Consider the following 22,812-nt stretch of genomic DNA (forward strand, 5'->3'; position numbering starts at 1 on the left):
GCCTTCCTTCTTCTCCCTCCCCCCTTGAGCGGGAGGGCCGGGGAGGGGGGCTTTACCCCGCCAGAGCCACCGCAATGGCGGCACCGAGGCGCGCATTGTTGCGCACTAGTGCGATGTTGGCGGTGAGAGAGCGGCCTTCGGTCAGCGTCGCCACATGCTTCAACAGGAAGGGGGTCACGGTCTTGCCGCGATAGCCCAGCGTGTCGGCCTCGATCAAGGCACCCTGGATCTGGCGGTCGATTTCGGCGGCGGGGATTTCATCTGCCGGCGGAATGGGATTGGCGATCACCATGCCGCCTCTGAGGCCCATCTCCCATTTCGCGCGGGCGATGGCGGCGACCTGTTCTGCAGTCGCCACGGTAAAGGGTGACTTGTGTCCGCTCTCGCGCGAATAAAAGGCGGGGAAGGTCTCCGACCCGACCGTGATCACCGGCACGCCGGCGGTTTCCAGATATTCGAGCGTCAGGCCGATATCGAGGATCGATTTGGCGCCCGCGCAAACGGCGGCGACATTGCTCTCGGTCATCTCTTCGAGATCGGCCGAAATATCGAAGCTCTTCTGCGCGCCTCGATGCACGCCGCCGATCCCGCCGGTGACGAAGACATGGATGCCAGCCATGGCGGCGATGCGCATGGTGCTGGCGACGGTTGTGGCACCATTGCCGGCAGAAGCCACCAATACCGGCATGTCGCGGATGCTGGCTTTCACCATGTCGGGCGATTGTGCCACGCGTTGCAATTCCTCAGGGGAAAGGCCGACCTTCAGGCGCCCGTCGAGGATGGCGATGGTCGCCGGCACCGCCGCGCCATCGCGGATGATGCCTTCGACGCCTTGCGCGGTTTCCAGATTCTGCGGGAACGGCATGCCATGGGCGACAATGGTGGATTCGAGCGCCACGACCGGCTTTCCATCCCGGAGTGCCGCCGCGACTTCCGGCGCGATGTCGAGATACTGGTTCATCTGCGTCCCTTTCCTTGACCCGCACCACTCTCCATGGAACGCACCACCCGCGCCGCCAGTTCCTGGCCCTTGCGCGCGGATGCCAAGGCCGTGGCACCGCCGGCGAGGCCAAAGGCCAGGCTCGCCACCATCGCATCGCCGCCGCCCGTCACGTCCTTGATGCCGCTTCGCTTGCGCGCGGGGATGAGGTGCTGTCCTTCGTTGACGGTGGAGAGGAAGCATCCATCGGCACCCAAACCGACCAGAACATGCGTGACGCCGCTGTTATGCAGGCGCTCTGCCGCGCGGGCGAGGTCGCGCTCGGTCTTCACGGCGAACCCGGCGAGTTCGGCGAGTTCATCCCGATTGGGCGTCAGCGCTGCGATCGGCAGGCCTTCCTGCAGCAGGGGCTTCAGGCGCTTGGCCTTCGGCACGGAGACCGGCTCCAGGACGACCGGCACATCGGCGCGCCTGGCGATTTGCAGCAGCGTCCTGAGGCAGGGTAGCGGCAGATTGCCGTCCGCCACCAGCAGATCGGCGGCAGCCAGCGCTTCCTTGTGCTGGTTGATGTCGCCGGGCTTCATCGCATCGAGGAGGCGCATGTCGCTGACCGCGATCAGCATCTCGCCATCGGCATTGAGCGTGGCGCTGTAGGTGCCGGTGGATCCCTTCCGGCGCAGCATCAGATTCGTGTCGATACCCGCCGCACGCGCGCTGCGGCGCAGCCGGTCGCCGGTCGAATCCTCGCCGATGAGGGTGAGAAGCCCGACACGCGCGCCAAGCCGTGCCAGATTCTCGGCGATATTGCGGCCAACCCCGCCGGGGCTCGTTTCCGTCCAGCCGGGATTCGACGTGCCGGCAATGGCCTTGCCGGCAATGCGGCTCTTGATGTCGAGATTGGCGCCGCCGGTGACGATGATCGACGGCGCGCTCATGCCGCGGCTTCCGGCTTGGCACCCTCGGCCTTTGCGTTGGCCGGCTGGTCGAATTGCAGCTCCGCGAGGCGCGCATAGAGGCCGCCCTGGCGGATGAGCTCGGCATGGCTGCCCACTGCGTCGATGCGGCCCTTGTCGATGACGACGATGCGATCGGCCTTGAGGACCGTCGCCAGGCGATGGGCGATGACCAGGGTCGTGCGCCCGACCATCAACTTGTCGAGTGCCGCCTGCACCAATTGCTCGCTTTCGGCATCGAGGGCGGAGGTCGCCTCGTCGAGCAGCAGCAGAGTGGGATTGCGCAGGACCGCGCGGGCGATGGCGATGCGCTGGCGCTGGCCGCCGGAAAGACGCACGCCGCGCTCACCCAGATGCGTGTCGAAGCCCTGGGGCAGCCGATCGAGAAATTCCGTGGCATGGGCGGCGTCGGCCGCCTGGCGGATCGCCGCCATGTCGGCACCCGGCTGGCCATAGCGGATGTTCTCGGCCGCACTCGAGGAGAAGATGACCGGGTCCTGCGGCACCAGCCCCATGGCGCCGCGCAAGGCCTCGGGTACCACGTCGCGGATATCGATCCCGTCGATGGTGATGCGGCCTTGATCCGGGTCATAAAAGCGCATCAGCAGCTGCATGACCGTGGTCTTGCCGGCGCCCGAGGGCCCCACGATGGCGATGGTCTCGCCGGGCTCGATGGCGAGGTTGAAGCCGCCCAGCGCCTTCTGCTCGGGGCGCGAGGGGTAATGGAAGGTGACGTCCTCGAAACGGAGGCGGCCGCTCAATGGCTTGGGGAGGTGCTTGGGCAGGGCCGGCGCGGTGATGATCGGCCGCGTGTTGAGGAGCTCGATGATCCGCTCCATGGCGCCCGCCGCGCGCTGCAGGTCGCCCACTACTTCGGTGATGGCGCCGAGAGAGCCGGCGACGACGATCGCGTAGAAGACGAAGGCCGAGAGCTGGCCGGCGGAGATGCTGCCCGCCAGCACGTCGGCACCGCCGATCCACAGCACGATGCTGATCGCCCCGAAGACGAGAAGGATGACGAGCGCCGTCAGGAAGGCCCTGGCGCGCACGCGCTCAGTTGCCGCGTCGAAGGCTTCCTCGACCCGGGCGCCGAAGCGCTTCCGCTCCTCGGCCTCATGGGCGAAAGCCTGGACCGTGCGGATGCCGTAAAGCGATTCATTGGCGTCGGCGGAAACCTCGGCGATCTTGTCCTGGGAGAGGCGCGAAAGCACGCGCACCTTGCGGCCATAGATGATGATCGGCGCCACCACGAAGGGCACCACCAGGAAGACGAGGCCGGTGAGCTTGGGGCTGGTGATGAACAGCATCACCGTGGCCCCCACCATCATGATCGTGTTGCGCAGCGCGATCGAGGCGGAGGATCCGACCACCGTCTGCAGCAAGGTGGTGTCGGTGGTGAGGCGCGAGATCACCTCGCCGGTGCGCGTGATCTCGAAGAAGCCGGGCGACAGGCCGACGATATGGTCGAACACCGCCTTTCGGATATCGGCCACTACGCGCTCGCCGATCCAGGTGACGAAATAGAAACGCGCATAGGTGGCGAGCGCCATGATCACGGTGACGCCGAAGAGGGCCAGCACCGTCTGGTCGAGGATCTTGGGATCACCCAGGCCGAAGCCGCGATCGACCAGGTAACGCATGCCGCTGCCCAGCGCCAGGACAGTGCTCGCCGTGACGAAGAGGGAGATGGTCCCGCCCATCACCTGCCAGCGATAGGGGGAAATGAAGCGCAACAGGTCGCTCAGGCGCCGGATCTCGCGCGAGGTCGGCCGGTCAGGAAGGTTCGCACCACCGCGCGCCATGGCGTTCAGGCTCCTGCCGTCAGGGAAGCAAGACCCAGCGGTTCGCCGAGCACCGCGCTTAATTCAGTCTCCAGCCGGGCATGCAGCGCCTCGCCGCCCCGGGTCGGCAGCCATTGGCCAGTCATCGCATCGGGCTTGAAATGCGCCGCCCCGCTCTTCGGGCTGGAGAGCCAGATCTCCTGGTTTTCGCCATGCTTGTTGATGACATAGGTGCCGCCATCCGCCAGCTCGATGGTGAGGACCGAGCCTTGGAGGTCGATATCTTCCAGGTGATCCTCCATCGAATCTTCGATGGCGATCAGCAGGCGCTTCAGGGTTTCGCTGGCAAGGCGGTCGAATTCGGCAGCATCCATGATGCGATCCCTAAGCATTGTTCCCGCCTAAGCATTGTGCCCGGGGGTTCTTTCCCCAGCATTTTCCTGGGCTATTCCGAGGCTCCGCCTGAAATAACCGGCCCGGACGGTGGCTGCAATGGCTATTCTGGCGCCTCAATTAACCATTTTGTCGCGATTTTCCAGCTTCTTGGCCGGACCGGGCCGGAATCGAGCCGATTCCATATCGGTTCTTGCCTAAAGGGGGTGTCTTGGCTATAAACCCGCCAACTTTCGCCCCCAATCGATTTACCAGCGGGTCTCTGCCCAGGGGGCTTTCACCCATGGGTAAAGAGCAGGAGTTTTTGCCATGAAGGCCAACATTCATCCGGACTATCACGAGATCAATGTCGTCATGACCGACGGCACCAAGTTCAAGACCCGCACGACCTGGGGCAAAGAGGGCGACACGCTCAACCTCGACATCGACCCGAAGTCGCACCCGGCCTGGACCGGCGTTCACCGCCTCCTGGATTCGGGCGGTCAGCTCGCGAAGTTCAACAAGCGCTTCGCCGGTATCGGCCTCAAGAAGTAAGACGGCAAAAATACGCCGCAAGGATAAGCGACGGCCGCCCCCAGGGGGCGGCCGTTTTGCTTTTGGAGGTCAGCTCACCGGCTCCAATCCCGCATCCGTCACCCGCGCCAGCACCCCGGTATGGATGTCGAAGCGGTAGCCATGAAGGGCGAGGGTGCCGGCGGCGACCCCGTCCCGGATCCAGGGGAAGGTCAGCAGATTACCGAGCGTTAGGCGGATAACCTCGACCTCGCATAGATCGAGATGCCCCTGCGGATGGGCATGATCACGGCGCTGATCATGCGGCACAGCACCCAGCGCCCCTTGCGCGATCGAGACCCATGGCACCACGAAATCCTGCGCTTCGGCCGGCGCCCCTTCGACCATCGCCTGGACCCCGCCGCAGCGGGCATGGCCCAGGATGACGAGGCGTTTCACCTTCAGCACCCGCACGGCGAATTCCAGTGCCGCGCTGGTGCCGTGATACCCACCGTCGGGCTGATAAGGGGGCACCAGCGCGGCCACGTTGCGCACCACAAAGAGCTCGCCGGGGCCGGTACCGAACACGGTCTGCGGGTCGACCCGTGAATCCGAACAGGCGATCACCATGGTCTCCGGCCGCTGGCCCTTTTCGGCAAGGGCCTGGTAGCGGTCCCGCTCCGCCGGCCACACCTCGGTCCGGAAGCGGCGGTATCCGTCGATCAATCGCTCCATTTTCCCCTCGTCAAACCAATTGGCCGCGGTCGTTACGCGTGCGCCACAGCGAATAGATCACGCCGCTCGCAAGAATGCCGAAAGTTATACCGAGCGACCAGCCCGCCGGGAACTTCTCCCAGCCCAGCAGATCGGCGACGAAGATCTTCGACCCGATGAAGACCAGCAGGATCGCCAGCGCCTGCTTGAGATAGGCAAAGCGGTGCAGCACGGCGGCAAGCGCGAAATAGAGTGCCCTGAGGCCCAGGATGGCGAAGATGTTCGAGGTATAGACGATGTAGGGATCGGTGGTGATGGCGAAGATCGCCGGGACCGAATCCACCGCGAAGATCACGTCGGCGATCTCGATGAGGACCAGGGCCATGAACAGCGGTGTGACGAAGGTGACGACACGGCCGCGCCTCTCGTCCCGCTGGCGCAGGAAGAAGCGCTGGCCGTGCAGTTCCTTCGTTACCCGGAGATGGCGCTGCAGCCATTTGAGGACGGGATTGTCGCCAAGATCGCTTTCTTTCTCGCCCAGCCACAGCATCTTGATACCGGTGGCGACGAGGAAAGCCGCGAAGATGTAGAGCACCCAGTGGAACTCGCTCACCAAGGCCGCGCCGAAACCGATCATCAGCGCGCGCAAGGTGATGGCACCGAGAATGCCCCAGAACAGCACCCGGTGCTGGTAGACCCGCGGAATGGCGAAATAGGTGAAGATGAGCGCGATGACGAAGACATTGTCGAGCGCCAGGCTCTTCTCGACCACGAAGCCGGTCAGATATTCAACGCCGGCCTGCGCGCCCAATTGCCACCAGACGAAGCCGCCGAAGGCGAGGCCCAGCAGGATATAGAAGGTCGAGAGGGTGAGACTCTCGCGCACGCCGATCTCATGCGTCTTCCTGTGCAGGATGCCGAGGTCGAAGGCGAGGAGGGCGATGACGATGGCGATGAAGCCCAGCCACATCCACACCGGCTGGCCGAGAAAGAGAGAGGTGAGAAAGGATTCCATGGCGTTCCCCAGAATAAAGTTGCTGAGGTGGCCGATATCCTGCGGTCATCGGGAATAGATTCCGGACCCGGCATCGAGCGCACCCGATGCGGTCCGACATCACGAACAGATTCTTCAGAACCTGTGTTCGCCAGAGGGGCCCGGCCCGCCGCGTGGAAATGGGGTGGCCTGATGATCGCCGCAACCCCGGTTTTGCGGATTATTTTCAGTTCGCCTTGCGTTGCAGCAGGATAGAACGCGAAAGCGAAAATTTAAGAGAAAACCTCCGCGAATATTGATCTGTTTGTACTAAAATCACCCTATTATATGTTCATATTGAATCGAATATTTCCCTTCCATACCAAATGATGTGCAGCTATATCCGTTCGTATATACACTAGTGAACTAATCGGTATTATTAATTGGAGGAACGGTATGACGCGCAAAGTCATCCATCCAACCGGCATCGAGCGCCCCTACGATCAGGAAGAACTCATCGTCAGCAAGACCGATCTCAAGGGGCATATCACCTATGCCAATGACGTCTTTCTGCGCCTCTCCAAATATCCGGAGGAGGAAGTGATCGGTGCGCCGCACAGCCTGATCCGCCATCCCGACATGCCGCGCAGCGTCTTCAAACTGTTGTGGGACACGATCCAGGCGAAGAAGGAGATCTTCGCCTATGTGCTGAACATGGCGCGCAACGGCGATCACTATTGGGTCTTCGCCCATGTCACCCCGACCTTCGACGCCAAGGGCAATGTGACCGGATACCATTCCAACCGGCGCAAGCCCGATGCCGCCCAGATCGAAAAGATCAAGCCGCTCTATGCAGCGCTCCTCACCGAGGAAAAGCGCCACGACAACCGCAAGGATGGCATGCAGCGCGGCTATGAATTGTTGCTGAACACACTGAAGAACAAAGAAGTTGAATATGATGAATTTGTCTTCTCTCTCTAAGGCGGGCATCGCCATCGGCGCCGCCATCGTCAGCCTCGTCCTCATCGAGACGGTGGAACTGGTCACCGCTTGGGACGGCGATTTCTGGCTCTCGCTTGCCGAAATCACCGTCACGGGCACGTTTCTTGTCCTCGCGCTTTTCTTCCAGCGCCGGGCCACGAACCGCGTGCGTGCTACGGCCGAGGTCTGCGACCAGGCCTTCAAGGGCAATCTCGAGGCGCGCGTCATGGGGCGCCGCGATGGCGGCGATCTGGGGCGCATGCAGGCCTCGGTCAACAACATGCTCGACATCGTCGACGCCTTCGTGCGCGAAGCTGCGGCCTCGATGGAATATGCCAGCCGCGGCAAGACCTTCCGCAAGGTGCTGACGTGTGGCCTGCCGGGTTCCTTCCGCAACGGTGCCGAGGTCATCAACGCCGGCACCGCGTCGATGGACCGCCGCATGCAGGAACTGGCGCGCCTCGCCCAGGGTTTCGGCGCCAGCATGGACGGCGTGTCGCAGACGCTGGCCAAGGCAGCAGCCGAGCTCGGCACCGACGCCAAGACCATGGCCAATGCCGCTGAGGACACCAGCCATCAATCGACCGCGGTTGCCGCCGCGTCCGAGCAGGCCTCGGTCAATGTCCAGACCGTGGCCAGTGCCGCCGAGGAGTTGTCGGCTTCGATTGCCGAGATCAGCCGCCAGGTCATCCAGTCGACCGAGATCACGCATCACGCGGTGGCCGAAGCCAATCGCACCAACGAGCATATCCGCAGTCTGGCCGATGCCGGGCAGCGGATCGGCGACGTGCTGAAACTGATCAGCGACATCGCCAGCCAGACCAACCTTCTCGCCCTCAACGCCACGATCGAAGCGGCGCGGGCGGGTGAGGCCGGCAAGGGCTTTGCCGTGGTGGCGTCGGAAGTGAAGGGGCTCGCCAACCAGACGGCCAGCGCCACCGACGAGATCAGCGCCAAGATCGCCGAAATGCAGGCGGCGACCAGCGCCTCGGTCCAGGCGGTGGAAAACATCAGCCAGACGATCAGCCAGATCAACGAGATCTCGACCAGCATCGCTTCGGCCGTCGAACAGCAGGGTGCGGCGACTCAGGAAATCGCCCGCAATGTCCAGGAGGCGTCGACCGGCACCACCCAGGTCTCGTCCAACATCGTCGGCATCAGTGCGGCGGCCCGCAAGACCGGCGCCAGTGCCGCCCAGGTCAGTGACGCCTCGGTCCGCATCGGCGGCGAAGTCAACACCTTGCGCAACGAAGTGGCCAAGTTCCTGGACGGGATCAAGGCCTCGTAAATGAAAGCGGGGGCAGCGTGGTGCTGCCCCCTTAAGTCTCTTAGGGATGGTCGGTTAGGTTCGGTCTTAGCAAATTGGCTTCAGGCAATACGGTCTCAGGCTGTGACGTCGCCCGTGCCCGGCGCGCGCTTGCGGCCGGTGACCATGGCGCGGACCAGATTCTCGCGGTGGCGGAAACCAGCCACTAACACGCCCCCCACATGCAGGCCGACCAGGGCCAGCAGCAGGTTAGCCAGCAACTCATGGGTCTCTTCGACCCATTCCTCGCCCCAGAAGGCATCCGTCGTATAGAGCCAGCCGGTGACGCAGAGGGCTGCCATGCACAGCATCAATGCCACGATCATCATCCCACCGGCCGGGTTGTGCCCCAGATAGCGGCGCTCCCGTCCGGTGAGGATGTCTTTGAGATAGCCCGCGACAGTGCCGGGGGAGCGGACGAACTGGGCAAAGCGCGCATAGCGCGTGCCTACCAGCCCCCAAAGAAGCCGGAAACCGATCAGGGCGCCGGCCGCGTAGCCAGCCCACTGATGCAGATCGTTCCACTCCTCCGCACTTATCCAGGCGATTGCGAAGCTGGCGACGAGGCTCCAATGGAACACCCGAACCAGCGGATCCCAGATCTTGACCATCGTCGCCATGCTCAGCTCTCCTGCTCGCTCGTTCTGTTGCTTAGTCCTGCTGGGCCTTCACGACGGCGAAGGTCTTCGGGTCGTAATAGTTTTCCATGCGCTGGCCGCTCTTGTCGGTGCCATAGACTTCGTAGCAACCTTCGTCGATCTTGATCTTCTTGATCTTCCAGCCATCGGCCTCCAGCTGCTTCTGCAGCGCTTCCTTGGGCTGCCATTCGGCTTCCGGGACGTTGCACAGTTCGGCAGCGCTGGCCGAGCCGGCGCCAAAGGCGGCGAGGAACAGGGTGGTGAGAAGAACGCGCTTCATGGAAAACCTCGTTTGATGAATTGTGGATTGGGGAACTCGTTGACGGCGCCACCATCGCCGCCGAAGCTGACGCCAAACTGAACGCTATGCAGATTTTTCTTCAGCCTGTTGTAAGCTCGGCAAAGGAGATTGCGCCGCTATAGGATCATGATCTGGGGCAGCGCCCCGTTGGAGCCGCGAAAAATGCGCGTTTTGTTGGTCGAGGATGAGCCCAGCCTGGGGCAGGCGGTCGAGGAGCACATCAGGGATGCCGGCCACGCCGTCGACCGCGTGCTGCGGCTGGATGACGCAGAGGCGGCGCTGCGCGCTGTCGACTACGGCCTCGTTCTTCTTGATCTGCATCTGCCGGACGGCTCCGGACTCGATCTGCTGCGCACCATGCGCCGGCAGGGCGATGTCCGCCCGGTGATCATCCTCACCGCCCGGGACCAGATCCGCGACCGCATCGACGGCCTCAATGCGGGTGCCGACGACTATCTGGTAAAGCCGTTCGATCTCGACGAACTGGCGGCACGAGTCGCCGCTGTGGCGCGGCGGGCTGCCGGCAATCCCAGCCCCATCGTCACTCTGGATGATATCGAACTCAATCAGGCAGCCCGCGAACTGAAGCGGGGCGGCAAGCGGATCGATCTCACCCAGCGCGAATGGGCGATTCTCGATCAACTGCTGCGGCGTCCCAATGCCGTGGTCAGCAAGGAGCAGCTTGAGGAGACGCTCTATTCCTTCGGCGCCGAGATAGAAAGCAATACGATCGAAGTTCATGTCAGCCGGCTGCGTAAGAAGCTCGGGAAGGATCTCATCACGACCATCCGCGGCGTCGGCTACCGGCTGGAGCGCGCATGAAAAGGAGCTGGAGCCTTTCCCGGCGACTGATTCTGCTGCTGTCGGCAGGCCTCAGCCTGCTGTGGCTGGGCGCCGCCGCCATGTCGACCACGGCGACCTTGCATGAAATCAACGAGGTGCTGGACAGCGCCCTGCAGGAAACGGCACAGCGCCTGTTGCCACTTGCCAGCTACGATCTTGAAGAACATGAAGAACTGGATGAGCGCGCCATCGGCGATACCATCGCCGGGCATCGCGAATACCTCATCTATCAGGTGCGCGACGCGCGCGGCCGCGTGATCCTGCGCTCGCATGATGCGCCGGCGGAAGCCTTTGCGGCCCCCCTGGTTCCGGGCTTTGCCGATATCGACGGTCGTCGCTACTACACCGAAATGTCAGCGGAACACGGCTTGGCCGTGCAAGTGGCAGAGAAAACCGACCATCGCACTGAAACCATCTATGACAGCATCTTCTGGCTGCTGGTGCCCATCGCCCTTCTGCTGCCCCTGGCAGGTGTTGCCATCTATTGGACGGTCGGCCGGACGGTGGCGCCAATCGGCGCGGTGCGCGAAGCGCTGCGCGCGCGCAGCGGCACGGATCTTCGGCCGATCACCGATTCCGGTCTGCCCACCGAACTGGCGCCCATCGTCAAAGACGTCAACCGCCTGCTGGAACGTCTCGACCTGGCTCTAGCCAGCGAACGCGCCTTCGCCTCGAACAGCGCCCATGAATTGCGCACACCCGTGGCGGCGGCACTGGCGCAGTTGCAGCGCCTCTCGGCTGAAATCGGGCCGTCCAGCCATCAGGCGCGACTTGACCTTATTCTCGCTTCCCTGCGGCGCCTCGGCAATCTGGTCGAAAAGATGCTGCAATTGGCGCGCGCCGAAAGCGGCATCGCCATCACCGGAGAGGCCGTCGATCTGCTGCCTGTGTTGCGGCTCCTGCTCGACGAATTCGAGCGCAGTGCTGCCGGCGCCGGCCGCATTCGGTTCGAGACCAAGTCCGCGGCCTGGGTGCGGCAGATCGATATCGATGCCTTCGCCATCGTGCTGCGCAACCTCATCGACAACGCCCTCAATCACGGCGCTGCGGACATGCCGGTCCGCGTGCTGCTGGATGATTTGGGCGCTCTGCATGTCATCAATCACGGCCCGGTCGTCGCGGACGCGCAGCTGCGGCAACTGACGGATCGATTCACGCGCGGACAGACCAAGGCCGGCGGTTCCGGGCTGGGCCTCGCCATTGCCGACACGATCCTGCACCAGGCCGGCGGCAAGCTCAGCTTGCACTCTCCGGCCATGGGTCAGGCGGACGGTTTCGAAGCGATTGTCGATCTGCCGTCGTAGAGGATCTGATTGTAGCGGGGACTTAGGCGTTGCCGCTGCGCGCTCAGGCGTTGCCGCTGCGCTCCGGTGGCCAGCTGCCGCTCTCGTTGGGTTGGCTGATGCGGTCGCTGACCTGGGCGTCGAGATGTGCCACGCGCTGGTAGAGGTCCAGGCTGCGCGCCATCAGTTTCTGGAAATCCGGCGGCATGGTGCGCATGTCGTCCGTGGTATCGCGGCCGCACAGGACATGGCCGCCCAGGCGCCGCTCCGGTGCCAGCGCCTCGTCGAGGGTCAGCTCGCCGGTCAAGACAGCGCGGTGGGTGAGCAGCCAGGCCAGCGCCTCGGTGAGGCGTGAGACCAGGCGCATGGTCTCAACCGAGCTCGCCAGGCCCTGATCGATGGTGAGATTGCGCGCATCCGCTTCGGCGCGGTCGCTCAAATAGCGGCGCGCTTCGACGAGGAGGCCCATCGTCTCGGTCATCGTGCGGTCATAGAACTCGATCGTGGCCATCGATCGCCAACTCCCAATCTGTACGCGAGGCCGCCTGCGCAACCTTTATGAGAACACGCGGAACGCCCGGCGTTAACAGACAATCCAACCCGTTAAGAAAAAGTGATGATCCACCCTTGAAGCAACAAATTCAGGACCTAAATCCGGAGTGTCGGGGCGCCGCCAGGGGCGGGTGCCGGCAAATCACCGGGTCGATCCGCAGGATGGCCCTCAAATTTTCCATGTTGCTCAACGGAGGATATGGCTATGCGTTCCTTTGATCTCACCCCCCTTTTCCGCTCTTCGGTTGGTTATGACCGTTTGTCGCGCCTGATGGATTCAGCGTTGCGCGTCGACGAGGCCCAGCTTGCCTACCCGCCCTACAACATCGAGCAGGCGAGCGAGGATTCCTATCGCATCACGATGGCCGTGGCGGGCTTTACCGAAGCCGAGCTCACCATCACCGCGCAGGAGAACCAGCTGGTTGTGTCCGGCAAGCCGACCAAGAGCGATGAAGCGAAAACCTATCTCCATCGCGGCATCGCCGGCCGCGCGTTCGAGCGTCGTTTTGAACTGGCGGATCATATCCGCGTCACCGGCGCTGAGCTCGTCAACGGCTTGCTGCATATCGATCTGAAGCGCGAAGTGCCGGAAGCGATGAAGCCGCGCACCATTTCGATCAGCGCCGGACAGAAGGCGCAGCCGCAGGTGATCGAGAACAAGGCGGCTTAAGTCCCAGCACGCTGGCTTGGGCCTGAAATGGCGGAGGGCCGCTAACCGGTTTCCCGGTTGCGGCCCTCTCGATTTTGTAAAGCCTCAGACCTGTCTAACTCGTCGCGTCCGAAAGTTAGGAGGGGTGGCGACACCCGTCAAGCAGGATTCGTGTCATTGATCGCTCGCGCGCGCTTTCGTGATGCGATTGTCGAAACCCAAGCGAATGCATCGAGATTTGCGGGCGGAAATTTGCCGGAAAATTTGTTTGCATAAAAACAAATCCGCCGGCACGAAGCCGGCGGCAAGTTAGACAGGGAGGCATGAAACTGGATCGGAGAGATCCAGGAGAGGAAGAACGAGGTTCTTCCTGACTGCCAAATTAGGCCCACCGCGTGAACAAACGGTTAACGGCTAGCGACATTTTCTTGCGTTCTGCATGGGGCATATTTTCCTGAACGCTCGTTCAACTTTTGAACAGGCTTTCAGCTGCGGAGAGGTGCTTTTTCTTCCGGGCGATGTCCGCCTCGACCCGGGCGATCTCCTCCCGGAGTTCCCCGATGTAATTCTCCAGCTCCGCGACCCCCAACGGTTCCAGGTTTCGCTTCTGGGGCTTCTTCGTTTTGGGGTCCAGATCATCCATGTCCATGTTGCGGCCATCCTCACCTCTTTGATGGAAGTTTAGCGGCAGGCCTTGCCAATTGCCATGCCGGGCGGCTAGGTCGAGGGCCTGACCAGATGAGGATGCACCATGGCCGCCCTGCCTTCCGAGATGACCGCGATCGAAATCAGCAGCTTCGGCGGGCCCGAGGTGCTGCGTGCCACCAAGCGCCCCTTGCCGAAACTGGCTGAGGGCGAGGTCCTGATCAAAGTGGCGGCGGCCGGCATCAACCGGCCCGATGTGCTGCAGCGGACCGGCGGCTATGCCCCCCCGCCCGGTGCGTCCGATCTCCCCGGCCTCGAAGTCGCCGGCGAGATCGTGGGCGCCCAGGGCGATGTCGGTGGCTGGAAGATCGGCGACAAGGTGGCGGCATTGGTGGCCGGCGGCGGCTATGCCCAATATTGCGCAGCGCCCGCGCTGCAATGCCTGCCGGTGCCCAAGGGCTTCGACATGGTGCATGCGGCGGCCTTGCCCGAAACTTTCTTCACCGTCTGGACCAATGTCTTCGAGCGCGGTGCCTTGAAGGCCGGCGAGACCTTCCTCATTCATGGCGGATCGAGCGGCATCGGCACCACGGCCATTCAGCTGGCGCATCAGTTCGGTGCCAAGGTGATCACGACCGTCGGCGGTGACGAGAAGGCCAAGGCCTGCCGGGAGCTCGGCGCCGACCTTGCCATCAATTACCGCAGCCAGGACTTCGTGGCCGAGGTGATGGCCGCCACCGACAAAAAGGGCGCCGACCTCATCCTCGACATGGTGGGGGGCGACTACATCAACCGCAATCTGAGCTGCCTGGCGATGGATGGCCGCCTGGTCTTCATCGCCTTCCTGCAAGGCGCCAAGGCCGAGGTCAATTTCGCCCAGGTGATGATGAAGCGGCAGACCATCACCGGCTCGACCCTGCGCCCGCGTTCGGTGGCGCAGAAAGGGGCCATCGCGGCGGCCTTGAAAGCGCAGGTCTGGCCGTTGCTCGACGCCGGCAAGGTGAAGCCCGTGCTCTACAAGACCTTCCCGCTGGCCGAGGCCGCGGAGGGTCATCGCCTGATGGAATCGAGCGCCCATACCGGAAAGATCATCTTGACGGTTTAGATATTTATTTCAAGAAGTTAGCGGCGAACAACAGCGCTGCGGCAAAGATTGCCCTTGGCAGTTTTGGGGGCGAGTGGTATGTGCCTTCAGCAAGAGCTGGGCTTGGCGCGAAATTCTGCGCGGCCCCCGGCCGTTTTTCCAACATGGTCAAGTCGTTGCTTGACCGCCCGACGGGGTTGCCGCCCCGTTGGCGAAGAGGAGTAGTCATGACCCAGATCCTGATGCCCAAAGCCACCGCCGTTTGGCTCATTGAAAACACCGCGCTCTCCTTCGAGCAGATCGGCGCCTTCTGCGGCCTGCATCCACTGGAAGTGCAGGGCATCGCCGACGGCGAAGTCGCGGTCGGCATCGTGGGCCAGGACCCGATCGGCAACGGCCAGCTGACCGCCGAAGAGATCAAGCGCTGCGAGGAAGACACCAGCGCCAACCTCAAGATGGCGAAGTCCGACATCCCGCAGCCGCTGACCCGTACCAAGGGCCCGCGCTACACGCCGGTCTCGAAGCGCCAGGACAAGCCCGACGCCGTGGCGTGGCTCATCCGCCACCATCCGGAACTCAGTGACGCGCAGGTGTCGCGCCTCATCGGCACGACGAAGCAGACCATCGCCGCCATCCGCGACCGCAGCCATTGGAACACCGCGAATTTGCGCCCGCGCGACCCGGTGCTCTTAGGGCTCTGCACCCAGACCGATCTCAACGCCTCGATCCTCAAGGCGCGCAAGGCCGCCGGCAAGCCCGCGACCCTCGACCCGCTGCCGGGCCACGAGATCCCCGAGGACACGCACGACCAGCATCCAGAGGACCAATCCAGTCAGTCCCGCTGGGGTGATCTCTCGGCGCTGTTCCCCAACAAGGGGTAACCCGCGCGCCTTACCCGAAAAGAGCCGCCGCCTCGAACGGGCCGCGGCTCTTTTTTTGTGCGCGGTACGCAGTGCGCGCTTGCGGGCGCGTGTAGAGCTATGATGATGTGAGTGCAATAGTTGAAGGGTGGCGGGGACAAGCTCTGACCCCAATCTATTGGAACGGAGTAGAGCCATCATGGCGAAAGCACTTCTTTGCAGTGTGATGTTCTGCTCGGCTGTGTTGCTGGTAGCCTGCGCGCCGGCCGGTGTTGGTGATGCATCCTACGCCGTTGCTCCGGCCAACGCAGATGCTGCCGCGCAAATTCAGTCTCTCGCAGCGGCCGGTGCAGAACTTCAACGCAGCGAGACGCAGCCCGCAGCTTGGGCGGCCATCTGGCAAGAAGTACAGGCGCGACGTGCGCCATTTGACGATTGCATGGACGAAAACACTCATAAGTTTTTCAATGCACCGACCGAGCCGGAGGCTGCTGCCAGTGGGTTGGCAGGACAATGCAGAAACACGCTGCAGCCCGTTTATGAATTGATGAGAATCTATCCTGGAAACCGGACACAGATCCTGGATGGTGCCGATCGCGTGACCGAAGAAGCGAAACGTCGAGTGATCGCCGCATTACAGGCACAGTGACCTGAATCGTCGCACGCGCGCGGACGAAAACGTGGTCAGAGTGCTGTTTGTTGAGTTGCACATAGATCGCGGACAGCCTCCGACTGCCGTCCATCGTCATCCCCCGGTTTGATTCGGGGATCGGCTGGCCGGTGATGGATACCGCGCCCGGTCGCACCTGATCCCCGGGTCAAGCCCGGGGATGACGGGATGTGCCGATAAGATCCAGGGATGTGGGCCAAGCGGAATTCACTGTGCCGCATGAGACCTCCTGTGCCTTGCGGAGAGTCTCGCGAAAGCACACAATCACACCATATTCCGTTCAGCATCCGGGACAGATCGTTGCTGTCAGTTGAAATGGCGTAGGGTGCAATGATGAGAGCGTGTCTTTGCAGCTTGATGCTGTGCACGGCTGTGTTGCTGGCCGCCTGCACGCCGGGGCGTATTGATTACGTGCATGTCAATTCCACTTACACGCCGCGGCAATACGCCACCATTCCCTATACCAAAGCGATGCGCGCCGATGTCAGCGGCAATCCGTTCGATATGCCGCAGAAAGACTTCAATCGCCTGGTCAATGCGGCCATTCAACCGCCGGGCGTGCAGCAGAGTGACGCCAGCCCCTATGTCATTCACTTCGCCTTCGGCCTGTCGGCGATGAGCGTCGATTATGCCTGCAGGGCTTCGGGTCGAACGGGGAAGGGCGGCGGCAGTGTCGCCGTGACAGCTGCCTTCTGTCGTGGCACCGGTGCCGCTCTCACTTATCTGGTGGCGTCGGTCGACGGCATCACCGGGCCGGAGGATCCGCGCTTCCGGCAATTCCTGCGCTCGATCGTCTTCCGACTCTTCCCGCGCCAGACGGAAGATTCCCGGGAGAATGACCGGCCTTGCTTCATGCCTGGTTGCTGATTTCAGTTCGGAAGATTTGGGGAGAGAACTGGCCTGAACGCGGCCCCCCTCCCGGCCTCCCCCCTGAAGGTGGGAGGAGGAGCCATATCAGCGCGCTAGCGCGCGCTACCGTGGCCGGCGGACGGCGCGCACCTTTCCGCTGTTGCCGCCACCGCAGAAGAACCGATCGCCGCCATCGGATTCCAGGCCCGAGATGCCGGTGCCGGCGGGCATTTCCAGGCTCTCCAGCACGGTGCCCGTCTTGGGATCGACGTGCCGCAGATCGCTTTCATCGCCTTCCCAGGTGCCGTGCCAAAGCTCGCCATCGACCCAGGTGACGCCGGTGACGAAGCGATTGCTTTCGATGGTGCGCAGGATGGCGCCCGTTTCGGGATCGATCTGGTGAATCTTCTTGTCGCGGTACTGCCCGACCCAGAGCGTCCCTTCCGCCCAAGTGAGGCCTGAATCGCCACCACCACCGGGTGCCGGGATCGTCGCGAGCACGCGGCCGGTTGCGGGGTCAATCTTCTGGATGCGGCTTTCGGCGATCTGGAACAGGTGCTTGCCATCAAATGCCGTGCCGGCATGGGCTGCCACATCGATCGTGCGCCCGATCTGGCCGCTCGCCGGATCGAGGGCGTTGAGCTTCTCGCCGCTCGCCACCCAGACATTCCGTCCGTCGAAGCTGACCCCATGCACATGCTCGACGCCTGCAAAGGGTCCGTATTCGCGGATGATTTCGGCTGCTGATCGTTTCATGTTTTCACCTTGGTGCGTTGCTACGTTCGTCGAACAACACCCTAGTCAATCGGCAGAGGTGCCGGGAGTAACAAGGTCGTCGTGAATCCCGGCAGGGGCGGGGTCATCCAGCGGCGGGCGCGCCCGCGGCCGAAGGGTTGCACCTTGCCCGTTGCCGCAAGGTCGTCGAGCGCCCGCTGCACATGTCGCTGGCTGGCGCCGAGCGCCATCGCCAGAGCGGAGCTGGACCAGGATTCGCCATCGGCGAGGAGAGCCAGCACCGCCGCGTGCCGTTCCTCGACGGGCCGCGCCAGCACGACAATTTGGCGCCCGCGGGGTGGCGCCAGGATGAATCCCGGCTTGGTCGCGCGTATTTCAGCCACTTGCCGCAGCAGGCGGCGCAGGCGGCCGATTTCGACGCGCAATCGCGCACGATGCGATTCATCGGCTTGGCGGGCACCGAAAGCTTCCTTCAGAAGCGCGTCCCTGGAGACGTCGCCGGGCCAGGCTTCGGCCAGGGCGCGGGCAAGGGCGAACAGGACCGGACGCGTCGCCAAAGAAACCAGTTTGCCGCCGTCATGCACGACATGGCGACAGGCGTCGATGACGATCGCCTTGGATGCGAGCAGGGTTTCCACCTCGCCAAGAAGCAGCGGCCGCTCGGCACCGCGTGCTATCAGGCGCGCGGCGGGCATGTCGAGCTGGCGCGTGGCACTTTCAATCTCCGCCGTCAGTGCCGGAATGCGGGCCAGTCGTGCAGCACGTTCGGCCCTGACGAGTGCCGCGCGCGCCGCCTTTGCGCGGAGGCGGCGCATGGCAATCCCAGCCACCACCAATTCGTGGGCCGCACGTAAGGCCGGCGGGAAGGGGGCAGGGTCGAGGTCGGTCATTGCCGCCTCGGCCGCGTCGAGATGCCCGATCAGTAAATGGCGCCGCAGGGCGAGATAGCGCGCATGCGCGGCATTCAGCCGGTCACCATGCGCCTCGAGCGTCGCCCGCGCCGCCTCAAGCGTGTTCGGCGCCCAGCCGAGATCGCGTGCCGCAAGGGCAATCTCGGCCTCGGCAACCACACAGCGTGCGCGGGCCAGGGCCTCTTTCGGGCCGAAAGCGCGCGCTGCCTTGCGCAGGAGGAACTTGGCGCGGACGAGATCACCGAGCTGTGCCATCGCGATGCCGCGCAGCGCCAGTGCCGGCGCGTCGTCACGTAAGGCAATCCGGTTCAGCGCGCCGAGCGGATCACCCTTTGCTAGTGCCTGCCCGGCTGCATTGATCAGCGAGTCCATCGGAATCCCGCCACACTTGTCACTCCCACCCAGCGCCGTCCGACGGCCAATCTATCGCACGACCATCCACCCGCAAAGCCGCGAGTGCGGTCGTCATGAATGTGAATCGTGCGAAAAGGAGCCAAGAAATGGACACCGCTCTTGCTGCGGCCCTGGCGGCAACTTGCGTCATTGCCGCCGGTTTTGTCGATGCGTCGGTGCATCCAGGCCGGGCGACCGAACCGGTCATCGAGAAGATGCCGGCGGCGCTTGAAACCCAGTTCGCCCTCAGTGCGTTGCCGCCGGCCTTGCGGGCCAATGCCTCCGTACAGCTTCTGGACCCTGAGAGGGGCTATTATCTCTCGCGCCAGGGCACGAGCGGGATCGCCTGCCTGGTCGAACGCACGGCATGGGAATTGTCGGATTTCCGCGACGATATCTATATTCCGCTCTGCTATGACGCCGCCGGCACGGCAACGTATCTGAAGGTGATCATGGATGCGGCGGCGCTGCGCGCTGCAGGGATGGGGCCGGCCGCATTGAAGGCCGAGATCGAGACCCGTTACGGGAACGGAACCTATAAAGCGCCCGAAAAGGCGGGCCTGTCCTACATGGTAGGGCCGGTTATGCGCACGGTCGGTCCGCCTGACATGCAGGTGCACACCATGCCGATGCCGCATCTGATGTTCTATGCGCCGGACGTCACCAACGCCGATATTGATGCGCGGCCCGATCTCCATGACCACGCCAGCCTTCTCTATCCCTTCATAGACCGGCAGGGCCATGCGGCGCAGAGCTACATGATCCAGCTCATCGGCGAAACGGAGAAGGCGAAGATCCTCAGCAATGAGAAAGACCTGATCGGTGCGTTGTGTGCCTACCGGGACGTTCTGTGCCTATAGTCACGCCTCAAGGGCCAGCAGCGCGTCCCGATACGCTTCGAGGGTTGCCAGCACCTCGGCGAGGAGGGCCGGATCGTGGGTCTCGGCAAGATCGGCCCGGATCACATCGCAGAGGCCGAAATCGAACAGCGAGGCGATGTCGTCGCGGGTTTCCTCCCAGGGCCATGACGGGCCAGCCTCGATCATGCGGCTTTCAAGGCGCAGCATGTCGGTGACGATGAAGAGCGTGGTCCGGAGCTTGGCGGCGATCCGCGGTTGGCGGAGCTCCGTGCAGCGCTTCTCGGCGCTGTGCAACTGCGCGCTTAGGAGATTGCGCCGTGCGGTGACGGCTGCCTGGCTTCGCTGGATGCGTGCCGGCGCATCTTTCGGGCAAGCGAGTTCGTCAGCAAGGTCATTCAGCCGGTCGACGATGTCGACGACATTGTTCATGCCGCGGAAATAGAGCCCGACCAGGACCCGGTGAACCTGCCGCCCGTCGATCTGCCCGCGGTCGATCTGCCGCCGATCGTGGAGCTGGGGTTCTGCCGAGAGCGGCAGGATGAGCTTGGTCTGATGCGCAAAGACGCCATTGCTGTTGGTGAAGGCCGTGTCGAAATAGGCCGGCCGCCGGTTTGTGAGCACGGCGCCATATTGCTCGATGAGGAGGTCGCGCTCGCGGGTCGCGGTCAGCGTCTCGACGCCGTGGCCAGCGCGCGGCATGCCGTAATATTGCTGCAGGCGCGGGCCTTCCCACTCGATCTCGTAATCGGTGACGGTGCCCTTGAAGCGGACCAGCATCAGGTTGTCGCGCCATCTTGCGAGCGCCGAGCGGTCAAGATCGCGCGCGGCGGGGAGGCTGGTTACGCCTTTGCTGCGCCACAAGCGATAGAGCGACCTGAGCCGCGGCTCAGGATCGATCGGACATGGGTCGAAATCATACGCGGTCGTCATCACCGTCACCCCTCGCTGGAGAGTTGCCGTGAGCGCCCTTTCTGCGACCTTTATCGCGGAGATGTCAGGTGCCTGGCGCCGGCCGGATCGAAGTCACGCGCGCGCCGAGGGAAGAATTACCAGACAGTTTCTGTCTGCACCTACGAGCCGTTCACCATGGTTGTTGCTGTTTGTATCGTCGCCGCGCGCATGGGCCGCGCTTCGCTGCCCGTTTGCACATGCGGGATTCTTTTAGGAATTTTCGGGAAGGCCGTCAACGCCTGCTGCCCAGTCTGAGCGTCTCTTCTGTGCGCACCGTCATAGATTGCAGCAGAACTGCAGGTTAGAGTGAGGTGCAATACGCGCTTCAGCAAAGGGAGTAGGCCATGCGGCGGATCGGTTTGGCGGTGAGCCTGGCTATGGCCACCCTTCTGGGCGCCTGCTTCGTGCAGCATCCCAGCCTGATCGGCGCGCCGGAAAAGGTGGCGGCCGGGGAATGGAGCGGCGCCTGGGTGGCTGACCCACAGCGCGACGGCGACGAGCCCGGCTTCTTCCATGTCGCGGATGTCGACCCGGCCACAGGGGCGTTTACCGTCGAGGATGCCGATGCGGACGGTAACGGCCTGGGCGAAAAGATGGACATGCGCCTGCGCCGTGTCGGCGAACAGCTGTTCCTTGACGTCCGCAACAATCCCGAAAATCCGTGGATGCTGTTCGTGGTGGAAGAAGCCACACAGGAGCGGATCGTGCTGGCCTGGAAGCCCGCCACCGCTCCCTTCGAGGCGGCGATCGCGCGCGGTGATTTCAAGGCGAAGCTGACGAAGAACGCCCAGGGTGATGTCGATGAGATCGCCTTTGCCGAGATGAATGCGGCCGAGGCGGAGCGCCTCGCCAAGACCTGGCGCGAATTATTCGTTGCCGAACGCATTGTGCTGAACCGGATGGCGAGCGCGGACTGACGCTGAAACTGATCACACGCTGAGCGGGAAATTATCCGACATAATAGGATAATACATCCCTTAAAGGTTGAGTTTAGCCCCGCATTCCTAATTTTCGGGACATTTTTCCACTTTCTGTTAGGATTTGGTTTAGTCTCATTCTTGTAAAATTTTACGGATATTGTTCTCAAACTGTATGGACAGGCCTCGGGGGCTCCATGGGGATCATTGAACGCCGGTCGCAGATCGAGGTTTCGGTCATCAAGGACATGGGTGCCTTGATGCAGGCGATGGCTATCCGTTCCGCCGTCTTTGTCGGCGAATATGGCTGCGGCCATGATGAGGAATTCGACGGCAACGATTTCAGCGCCACGCATATCATTGCCAAGGTCGGCGGCGAGCCGGCCGGCACGATGCGCCTGCGCTATTTCGCCGATTTCGTGATCCCGGAGCGCCTGGCCGTTCTGCCCACCTTCCGCAAAGGGCGCTATGGCGATCGCGGTGTCGCCTACGCCCTGGCGACGTTTGGCTTCAAGCTGTCGCGCATGAAGGGCTATCGCCGCTTCATCGGCTATTCAGTGCTGGGGCTGGAACAGTTCTGGGACCGGGTGGCGGCGGCAAGCGGCGGGCGCGTTGACCGTTTCGGCGATCACCCGATCGAATGCAGCGGCTCGACCTGCATCGGCGTCTTCGGCTCGCTCGATCCCATGCCCGGCGCCGTGCATCCGCGCGAAAGCCATCATGTGCTCACGGCCTGCGAGGCCGAACTGCCGCATCATGTGCTGCAGAAGGCCCAACTCATGCAGTCGGTCCTGGGCGATCCGGTTCTGGCCGGGCTGGCATCAGCGGGAATAATGACGGGGGGGCGCCGCGCCACGGATCGGCGTGCGCCGGACAACCGCGTTGGCGACCGCCGTGCTTCCGATAACCGCAGTGGGGATCGGCGTGCGATAGACCGCCGTGCCGGCGACCGGCGCAGCAGCGACCGTCGTTCCGACAATCATCTCGGCAAAGAGGGCATCGGGCAGGACCTGCGCTTTGGCGAACGTCGTGCCAATGACCGGCGTGCCAACGACCGGCGGATGGGTGATCGGCGCGCCGACAGCCTGCGCCCGGATCTGCGCGTGGTGGCGGCGGTTTCGGCCGCTTAACGCCGCAG

General features: G+C 63.2%; 26 protein-coding genes. 13 read left to right on the forward strand and 13 right to left on the reverse strand.

All coding sequences use genetic code 11. The annotated features are described in order from the left end of the window. Window positions 1-52 precede the first annotated feature (52 nt). From ACE3OA_RS01375 to cyaY, 4 genes are read right to left on the reverse strand one after another with little or no spacing between them, the layout of a single operon-like run. Window positions 53-961 (reverse strand): pseudouridine-5'-phosphate glycosidase, encoded by a 909-nt coding sequence (locus ACE3OA_RS01375; RefSeq protein WP_374307013.1) that lies wholly within the window; start codon window positions 959-961, stop codon window positions 53-55. Beyond that, complete coding sequence (locus ACE3OA_RS01380) at window positions 958-1,875, reverse strand: carbohydrate kinase family protein (RefSeq protein ID WP_374307015.1); 918 nt, start codon at window positions 1,873-1,875, stop codon at window positions 958-960. The genes ACE3OA_RS01375 and ACE3OA_RS01380 overlap by 4 nt, the downstream gene beginning before the upstream one ends. Then, entirely contained in the window at window positions 1,872-3,695 is a 1,824-nt protein-coding gene (locus ACE3OA_RS01385) for an ABC transporter transmembrane domain-containing protein (RefSeq protein WP_374307019.1), read from the reverse strand. The genes ACE3OA_RS01380 and ACE3OA_RS01385 overlap by 4 nt, the downstream gene beginning before the upstream one ends. A gap of 5 nt (window positions 3,696-3,700) precedes the next feature. Further along, a complete protein-coding gene (gene cyaY / locus ACE3OA_RS01390) occupies window positions 3,701-4,048 on the reverse strand; it encodes an iron donor protein CyaY (protein ID WP_374307021.1) in 348 nt (115 codons plus the stop codon). Between the two features lie 328 nt (window positions 4,049-4,376). Here cyaY and rpmE point away from each other — a divergent pair, with 328 nt between their 5' ends. After that, complete coding sequence (gene rpmE / locus ACE3OA_RS01395; protein WP_374307023.1) at window positions 4,377-4,601, forward strand: 50S ribosomal protein L31; 225 nt, start codon at window positions 4,377-4,379, stop codon at window positions 4,599-4,601. A 69-nt stretch (window positions 4,602-4,670) separates the two neighbouring features. Here rpmE and ACE3OA_RS01400 read toward each other — a convergent pair whose 3' ends face one another. Next, window positions 4,671-5,294 carry a carbonic anhydrase gene (locus tag ACE3OA_RS01400; RefSeq protein ID WP_374307025.1) on the reverse strand — a complete coding sequence of 208 codons (624 nt, stop codon included), beginning with the start codon at window positions 5,292-5,294 and terminating at the stop codon, window positions 4,671-4,673. 10 nt (window positions 5,295-5,304) lie between these two features. After that, a complete protein-coding gene (locus tag ACE3OA_RS01405) occupies window positions 5,305-6,288 on the reverse strand; it encodes a TerC family protein (RefSeq protein WP_374307027.1) in 984 nt (327 codons plus the stop codon). 414 nt (window positions 6,289-6,702) lie between these two features. Here ACE3OA_RS01405 and ACE3OA_RS01410 point away from each other — a divergent pair, with 414 nt between their 5' ends. Further along, window positions 6,703-7,227 carry a PAS domain-containing protein gene (locus ACE3OA_RS01410; protein WP_374307029.1) on the forward strand — a complete coding sequence of 175 codons (525 nt, stop codon included), beginning with the start codon at window positions 6,703-6,705 and terminating at the stop codon, window positions 7,225-7,227. Further along, window positions 7,202-8,515: a methyl-accepting chemotaxis protein gene (locus ACE3OA_RS01415; protein WP_374307031.1), complete on the forward strand. Its 1,314-nt coding sequence runs from the start codon at window positions 7,202-7,204 to the stop codon at window positions 8,513-8,515. The genes ACE3OA_RS01410 and ACE3OA_RS01415 overlap by 26 nt, the downstream gene beginning before the upstream one ends. A gap of 95 nt (window positions 8,516-8,610) precedes the next feature. Here the strand turns inward: ACE3OA_RS01415 and ACE3OA_RS01420 are convergent, their stop codons facing one another. Then, window positions 8,611-9,153: a cytochrome b/b6 domain-containing protein gene (locus ACE3OA_RS01420; protein WP_374307033.1), complete on the reverse strand. Its 543-nt coding sequence runs from the start codon at window positions 9,151-9,153 to the stop codon at window positions 8,611-8,613. 31 nt (window positions 9,154-9,184) lie between these two features. Further along, on the reverse strand, window positions 9,185-9,451 hold the full coding sequence (locus ACE3OA_RS01425) for a PepSY domain-containing protein (RefSeq protein ID WP_374307035.1): 267 nt from the start codon (window positions 9,449-9,451) through the stop codon (window positions 9,185-9,187). Between the two features lie 183 nt (window positions 9,452-9,634). On the opposite strand from ACE3OA_RS01425, the gene ACE3OA_RS01430 reads away from it, so the two are divergent. Both ACE3OA_RS01430 and ACE3OA_RS01435 read left to right on the forward strand, forming a co-directional pair. After that, window positions 9,635-10,294, forward strand: coding sequence for a response regulator (locus tag ACE3OA_RS01430; protein WP_374307037.1), 660 nt, complete (start codon window positions 9,635-9,637; stop codon window positions 10,292-10,294). After that, complete coding sequence (locus ACE3OA_RS01435) at window positions 10,291-11,619, forward strand: ATP-binding protein (RefSeq protein WP_374307039.1); 1,329 nt, start codon at window positions 10,291-10,293, stop codon at window positions 11,617-11,619. The genes ACE3OA_RS01430 and ACE3OA_RS01435 overlap by 4 nt, the downstream gene beginning before the upstream one ends. A gap of 43 nt (window positions 11,620-11,662) precedes the next feature. Here the strand turns inward: ACE3OA_RS01435 and ACE3OA_RS01440 are convergent, their stop codons facing one another. Then, the gene (locus ACE3OA_RS01440; protein WP_374307041.1) at window positions 11,663-12,109 is read right to left on the reverse strand and encodes a DUF1465 family protein; all 447 of its coding nucleotides are present in this window, start codon (window positions 12,107-12,109) and stop codon (window positions 11,663-11,665) included. Window positions 12,110-12,355: 246 nt separating this feature from the next. On the opposite strand from ACE3OA_RS01440, the gene ACE3OA_RS01445 reads away from it, so the two are divergent. After that, window positions 12,356-12,820, forward strand: coding sequence for an Hsp20 family protein (locus ACE3OA_RS01445; RefSeq protein ID WP_374307043.1), 465 nt, complete (start codon window positions 12,356-12,358; stop codon window positions 12,818-12,820). 445 nt (window positions 12,821-13,265) lie between these two features. Here ACE3OA_RS01445 and ACE3OA_RS01450 read toward each other — a convergent pair whose 3' ends face one another. After that, window positions 13,266-13,448: a DUF1192 domain-containing protein gene (locus tag ACE3OA_RS01450; RefSeq protein ID WP_374307045.1), complete on the reverse strand. Its 183-nt coding sequence runs from the start codon at window positions 13,446-13,448 to the stop codon at window positions 13,266-13,268. 102 nt (window positions 13,449-13,550) lie between these two features. Between ACE3OA_RS01450 and ACE3OA_RS01455 the strand changes: the two genes are divergently transcribed. The 4 genes from ACE3OA_RS01455 to ACE3OA_RS01470 all read left to right on the forward strand — a co-directional run bounded on the left by ACE3OA_RS01455 (window position 13,551) and on the right by ACE3OA_RS01470 (window position 16,925). After that, window positions 13,551-14,549: an NAD(P)H-quinone oxidoreductase gene (locus ACE3OA_RS01455; protein WP_374307047.1), complete on the forward strand. Its 999-nt coding sequence runs from the start codon at window positions 13,551-13,553 to the stop codon at window positions 14,547-14,549. Between the two features lie 206 nt (window positions 14,550-14,755). Next, window positions 14,756-15,409 carry a DUF1013 domain-containing protein gene (locus tag ACE3OA_RS01460; protein ID WP_374307049.1) on the forward strand — a complete coding sequence of 218 codons (654 nt, stop codon included), beginning with the start codon at window positions 14,756-14,758 and terminating at the stop codon, window positions 15,407-15,409. A gap of 178 nt (window positions 15,410-15,587) precedes the next feature. Then, window positions 15,588-16,037, forward strand: a complete 450-nt coding sequence (locus tag ACE3OA_RS01465) for a hypothetical protein (RefSeq protein ID WP_374307051.1) — start codon at window positions 15,588-15,590, stop codon at window positions 16,035-16,037. A 378-nt stretch (window positions 16,038-16,415) separates the two neighbouring features. After that, entirely contained in the window at window positions 16,416-16,925 is a 510-nt protein-coding gene (locus ACE3OA_RS01470) for a hypothetical protein (protein ID WP_374307053.1), read from the forward strand. Window positions 16,926-17,030: 105 nt separating this feature from the next. Here the strand turns inward: ACE3OA_RS01470 and ACE3OA_RS01475 are convergent, their stop codons facing one another. Beyond that, window positions 17,031-17,663: a hypothetical protein gene (locus tag ACE3OA_RS01475; protein WP_374307055.1), complete on the reverse strand. Its 633-nt coding sequence runs from the start codon at window positions 17,661-17,663 to the stop codon at window positions 17,031-17,033. Window positions 17,664-17,704: 41 nt separating this feature from the next. Next, a complete protein-coding gene (locus tag ACE3OA_RS01480; RefSeq protein WP_374307057.1) occupies window positions 17,705-18,925 on the reverse strand; it encodes a hypothetical protein in 1,221 nt (406 codons plus the stop codon). 128 nt (window positions 18,926-19,053) lie between these two features. On the opposite strand from ACE3OA_RS01480, the gene ACE3OA_RS01485 reads away from it, so the two are divergent. Next, window positions 19,054-19,806, forward strand: a complete 753-nt coding sequence (locus tag ACE3OA_RS01485) for a hypothetical protein (RefSeq protein ID WP_374307060.1) — start codon at window positions 19,054-19,056, stop codon at window positions 19,804-19,806. Here the strand turns inward: ACE3OA_RS01485 and ACE3OA_RS01490 are convergent, their stop codons facing one another. Then, window positions 19,807-20,736 (reverse strand): hypothetical protein, encoded by a 930-nt coding sequence (locus tag ACE3OA_RS01490; protein ID WP_374307062.1) that lies wholly within the window; start codon window positions 20,734-20,736, stop codon window positions 19,807-19,809. Window positions 20,737-21,101: 365 nt separating this feature from the next. Between ACE3OA_RS01490 and ACE3OA_RS01495 the strand changes: the two genes are divergently transcribed. Continuing rightward, window positions 21,102-21,674, forward strand: a complete 573-nt coding sequence (locus ACE3OA_RS01495) for a hypothetical protein (protein ID WP_374307065.1) — start codon at window positions 21,102-21,104, stop codon at window positions 21,672-21,674. Between the two features lie 197 nt (window positions 21,675-21,871). Continuing rightward, window positions 21,872-22,804, forward strand: coding sequence for a hypothetical protein (locus tag ACE3OA_RS01500; protein ID WP_374307068.1), 933 nt, complete (start codon window positions 21,872-21,874; stop codon window positions 22,802-22,804). The last annotated feature ends 8 nt before the right edge of the window (window positions 22,805-22,812 follow it).

The organism is Dongia sp. (assembly GCF_041906375.1).
Taxonomy (GTDB): Bacteria; Pseudomonadota; Alphaproteobacteria; order Dongiales; family Dongiaceae; genus Dongia.

Coding starts and splice junctions, on each gene's coding strand:
- ACE3OA_RS01375 (WP_374307013.1), bottom strand. CDS start 961: ATGAACCAGTATCTCGACATCGCGCCGGAAGTCGCGGCGGCACTCCGG.
- ACE3OA_RS01380 (WP_374307015.1), bottom strand. CDS start 1,875: ATGAGCGCGCCGTCGATCATCGTCACCGGCGGCGCCAATCTCGACATC.
- ACE3OA_RS01385 (WP_374307019.1), bottom strand. CDS start 3,695: ATGGCGCGCGGTGGTGCGAACCTTCCTGACCGGCCGACCTCGCGCGAG.
- cyaY (WP_374307021.1), bottom strand. CDS start 4,048: ATGGATGCTGCCGAATTCGACCGCCTTGCCAGCGAAACCCTGAAGCGC.
- rpmE (WP_374307023.1), top strand. CDS start 4,377: ATGAAGGCCAACATTCATCCGGACTATCACGAGATCAATGTCGTCATG.
- ACE3OA_RS01400 (WP_374307025.1), bottom strand. CDS start 5,294: ATGGAGCGATTGATCGACGGATACCGCCGCTTCCGGACCGAGGTGTGG.
- ACE3OA_RS01405 (WP_374307027.1), bottom strand. CDS start 6,288: ATGGAATCCTTTCTCACCTCTCTCTTTCTCGGCCAGCCGGTGTGGATG.
- ACE3OA_RS01410 (WP_374307029.1), top strand. CDS start 6,703: ATGACGCGCAAAGTCATCCATCCAACCGGCATCGAGCGCCCCTACGAT.
- ACE3OA_RS01415 (WP_374307031.1), top strand. CDS start 7,202: ATGATGAATTTGTCTTCTCTCTCTAAGGCGGGCATCGCCATCGGCGCC.
- ACE3OA_RS01420 (WP_374307033.1), bottom strand. CDS start 9,153: ATGGCGACGATGGTCAAGATCTGGGATCCGCTGGTTCGGGTGTTCCAT.
- ACE3OA_RS01425 (WP_374307035.1), bottom strand. CDS start 9,451: ATGAAGCGCGTTCTTCTCACCACCCTGTTCCTCGCCGCCTTTGGCGCC.
- ACE3OA_RS01430 (WP_374307037.1), top strand. CDS start 9,635: ATGCGCGTTTTGTTGGTCGAGGATGAGCCCAGCCTGGGGCAGGCGGTC.
- ACE3OA_RS01435 (WP_374307039.1), top strand. CDS start 10,291: ATGAAAAGGAGCTGGAGCCTTTCCCGGCGACTGATTCTGCTGCTGTCG.
- ACE3OA_RS01440 (WP_374307041.1), bottom strand. CDS start 12,109: ATGGCCACGATCGAGTTCTATGACCGCACGATGACCGAGACGATGGGC.
- ACE3OA_RS01445 (WP_374307043.1), top strand. CDS start 12,356: ATGCGTTCCTTTGATCTCACCCCCCTTTTCCGCTCTTCGGTTGGTTAT.
- ACE3OA_RS01450 (WP_374307045.1), bottom strand. CDS start 13,448: ATGGACATGGATGATCTGGACCCCAAAACGAAGAAGCCCCAGAAGCGA.
- ACE3OA_RS01455 (WP_374307047.1), top strand. CDS start 13,551: ATGGCCGCCCTGCCTTCCGAGATGACCGCGATCGAAATCAGCAGCTTC.
- ACE3OA_RS01460 (WP_374307049.1), top strand. CDS start 14,756: ATGACCCAGATCCTGATGCCCAAAGCCACCGCCGTTTGGCTCATTGAA.
- ACE3OA_RS01465 (WP_374307051.1), top strand. CDS start 15,588: ATGGCGAAAGCACTTCTTTGCAGTGTGATGTTCTGCTCGGCTGTGTTG.
- ACE3OA_RS01470 (WP_374307053.1), top strand. CDS start 16,416: ATGCTGTGCACGGCTGTGTTGCTGGCCGCCTGCACGCCGGGGCGTATT.
- ACE3OA_RS01475 (WP_374307055.1), bottom strand. CDS start 17,663: ATGAAACGATCAGCAGCCGAAATCATCCGCGAATACGGACCCTTTGCA.
- ACE3OA_RS01480 (WP_374307057.1), bottom strand. CDS start 18,925: ATGGACTCGCTGATCAATGCAGCCGGGCAGGCACTAGCAAAGGGTGAT.
- ACE3OA_RS01485 (WP_374307060.1), top strand. CDS start 19,054: ATGGACACCGCTCTTGCTGCGGCCCTGGCGGCAACTTGCGTCATTGCC.
- ACE3OA_RS01490 (WP_374307062.1), bottom strand. CDS start 20,736: ATGACGACCGCGTATGATTTCGACCCATGTCCGATCGATCCTGAGCCG.
- ACE3OA_RS01495 (WP_374307065.1), top strand. CDS start 21,102: ATGCGGCGGATCGGTTTGGCGGTGAGCCTGGCTATGGCCACCCTTCTG.
- ACE3OA_RS01500 (WP_374307068.1), top strand. CDS start 21,872: ATGGGGATCATTGAACGCCGGTCGCAGATCGAGGTTTCGGTCATCAAG.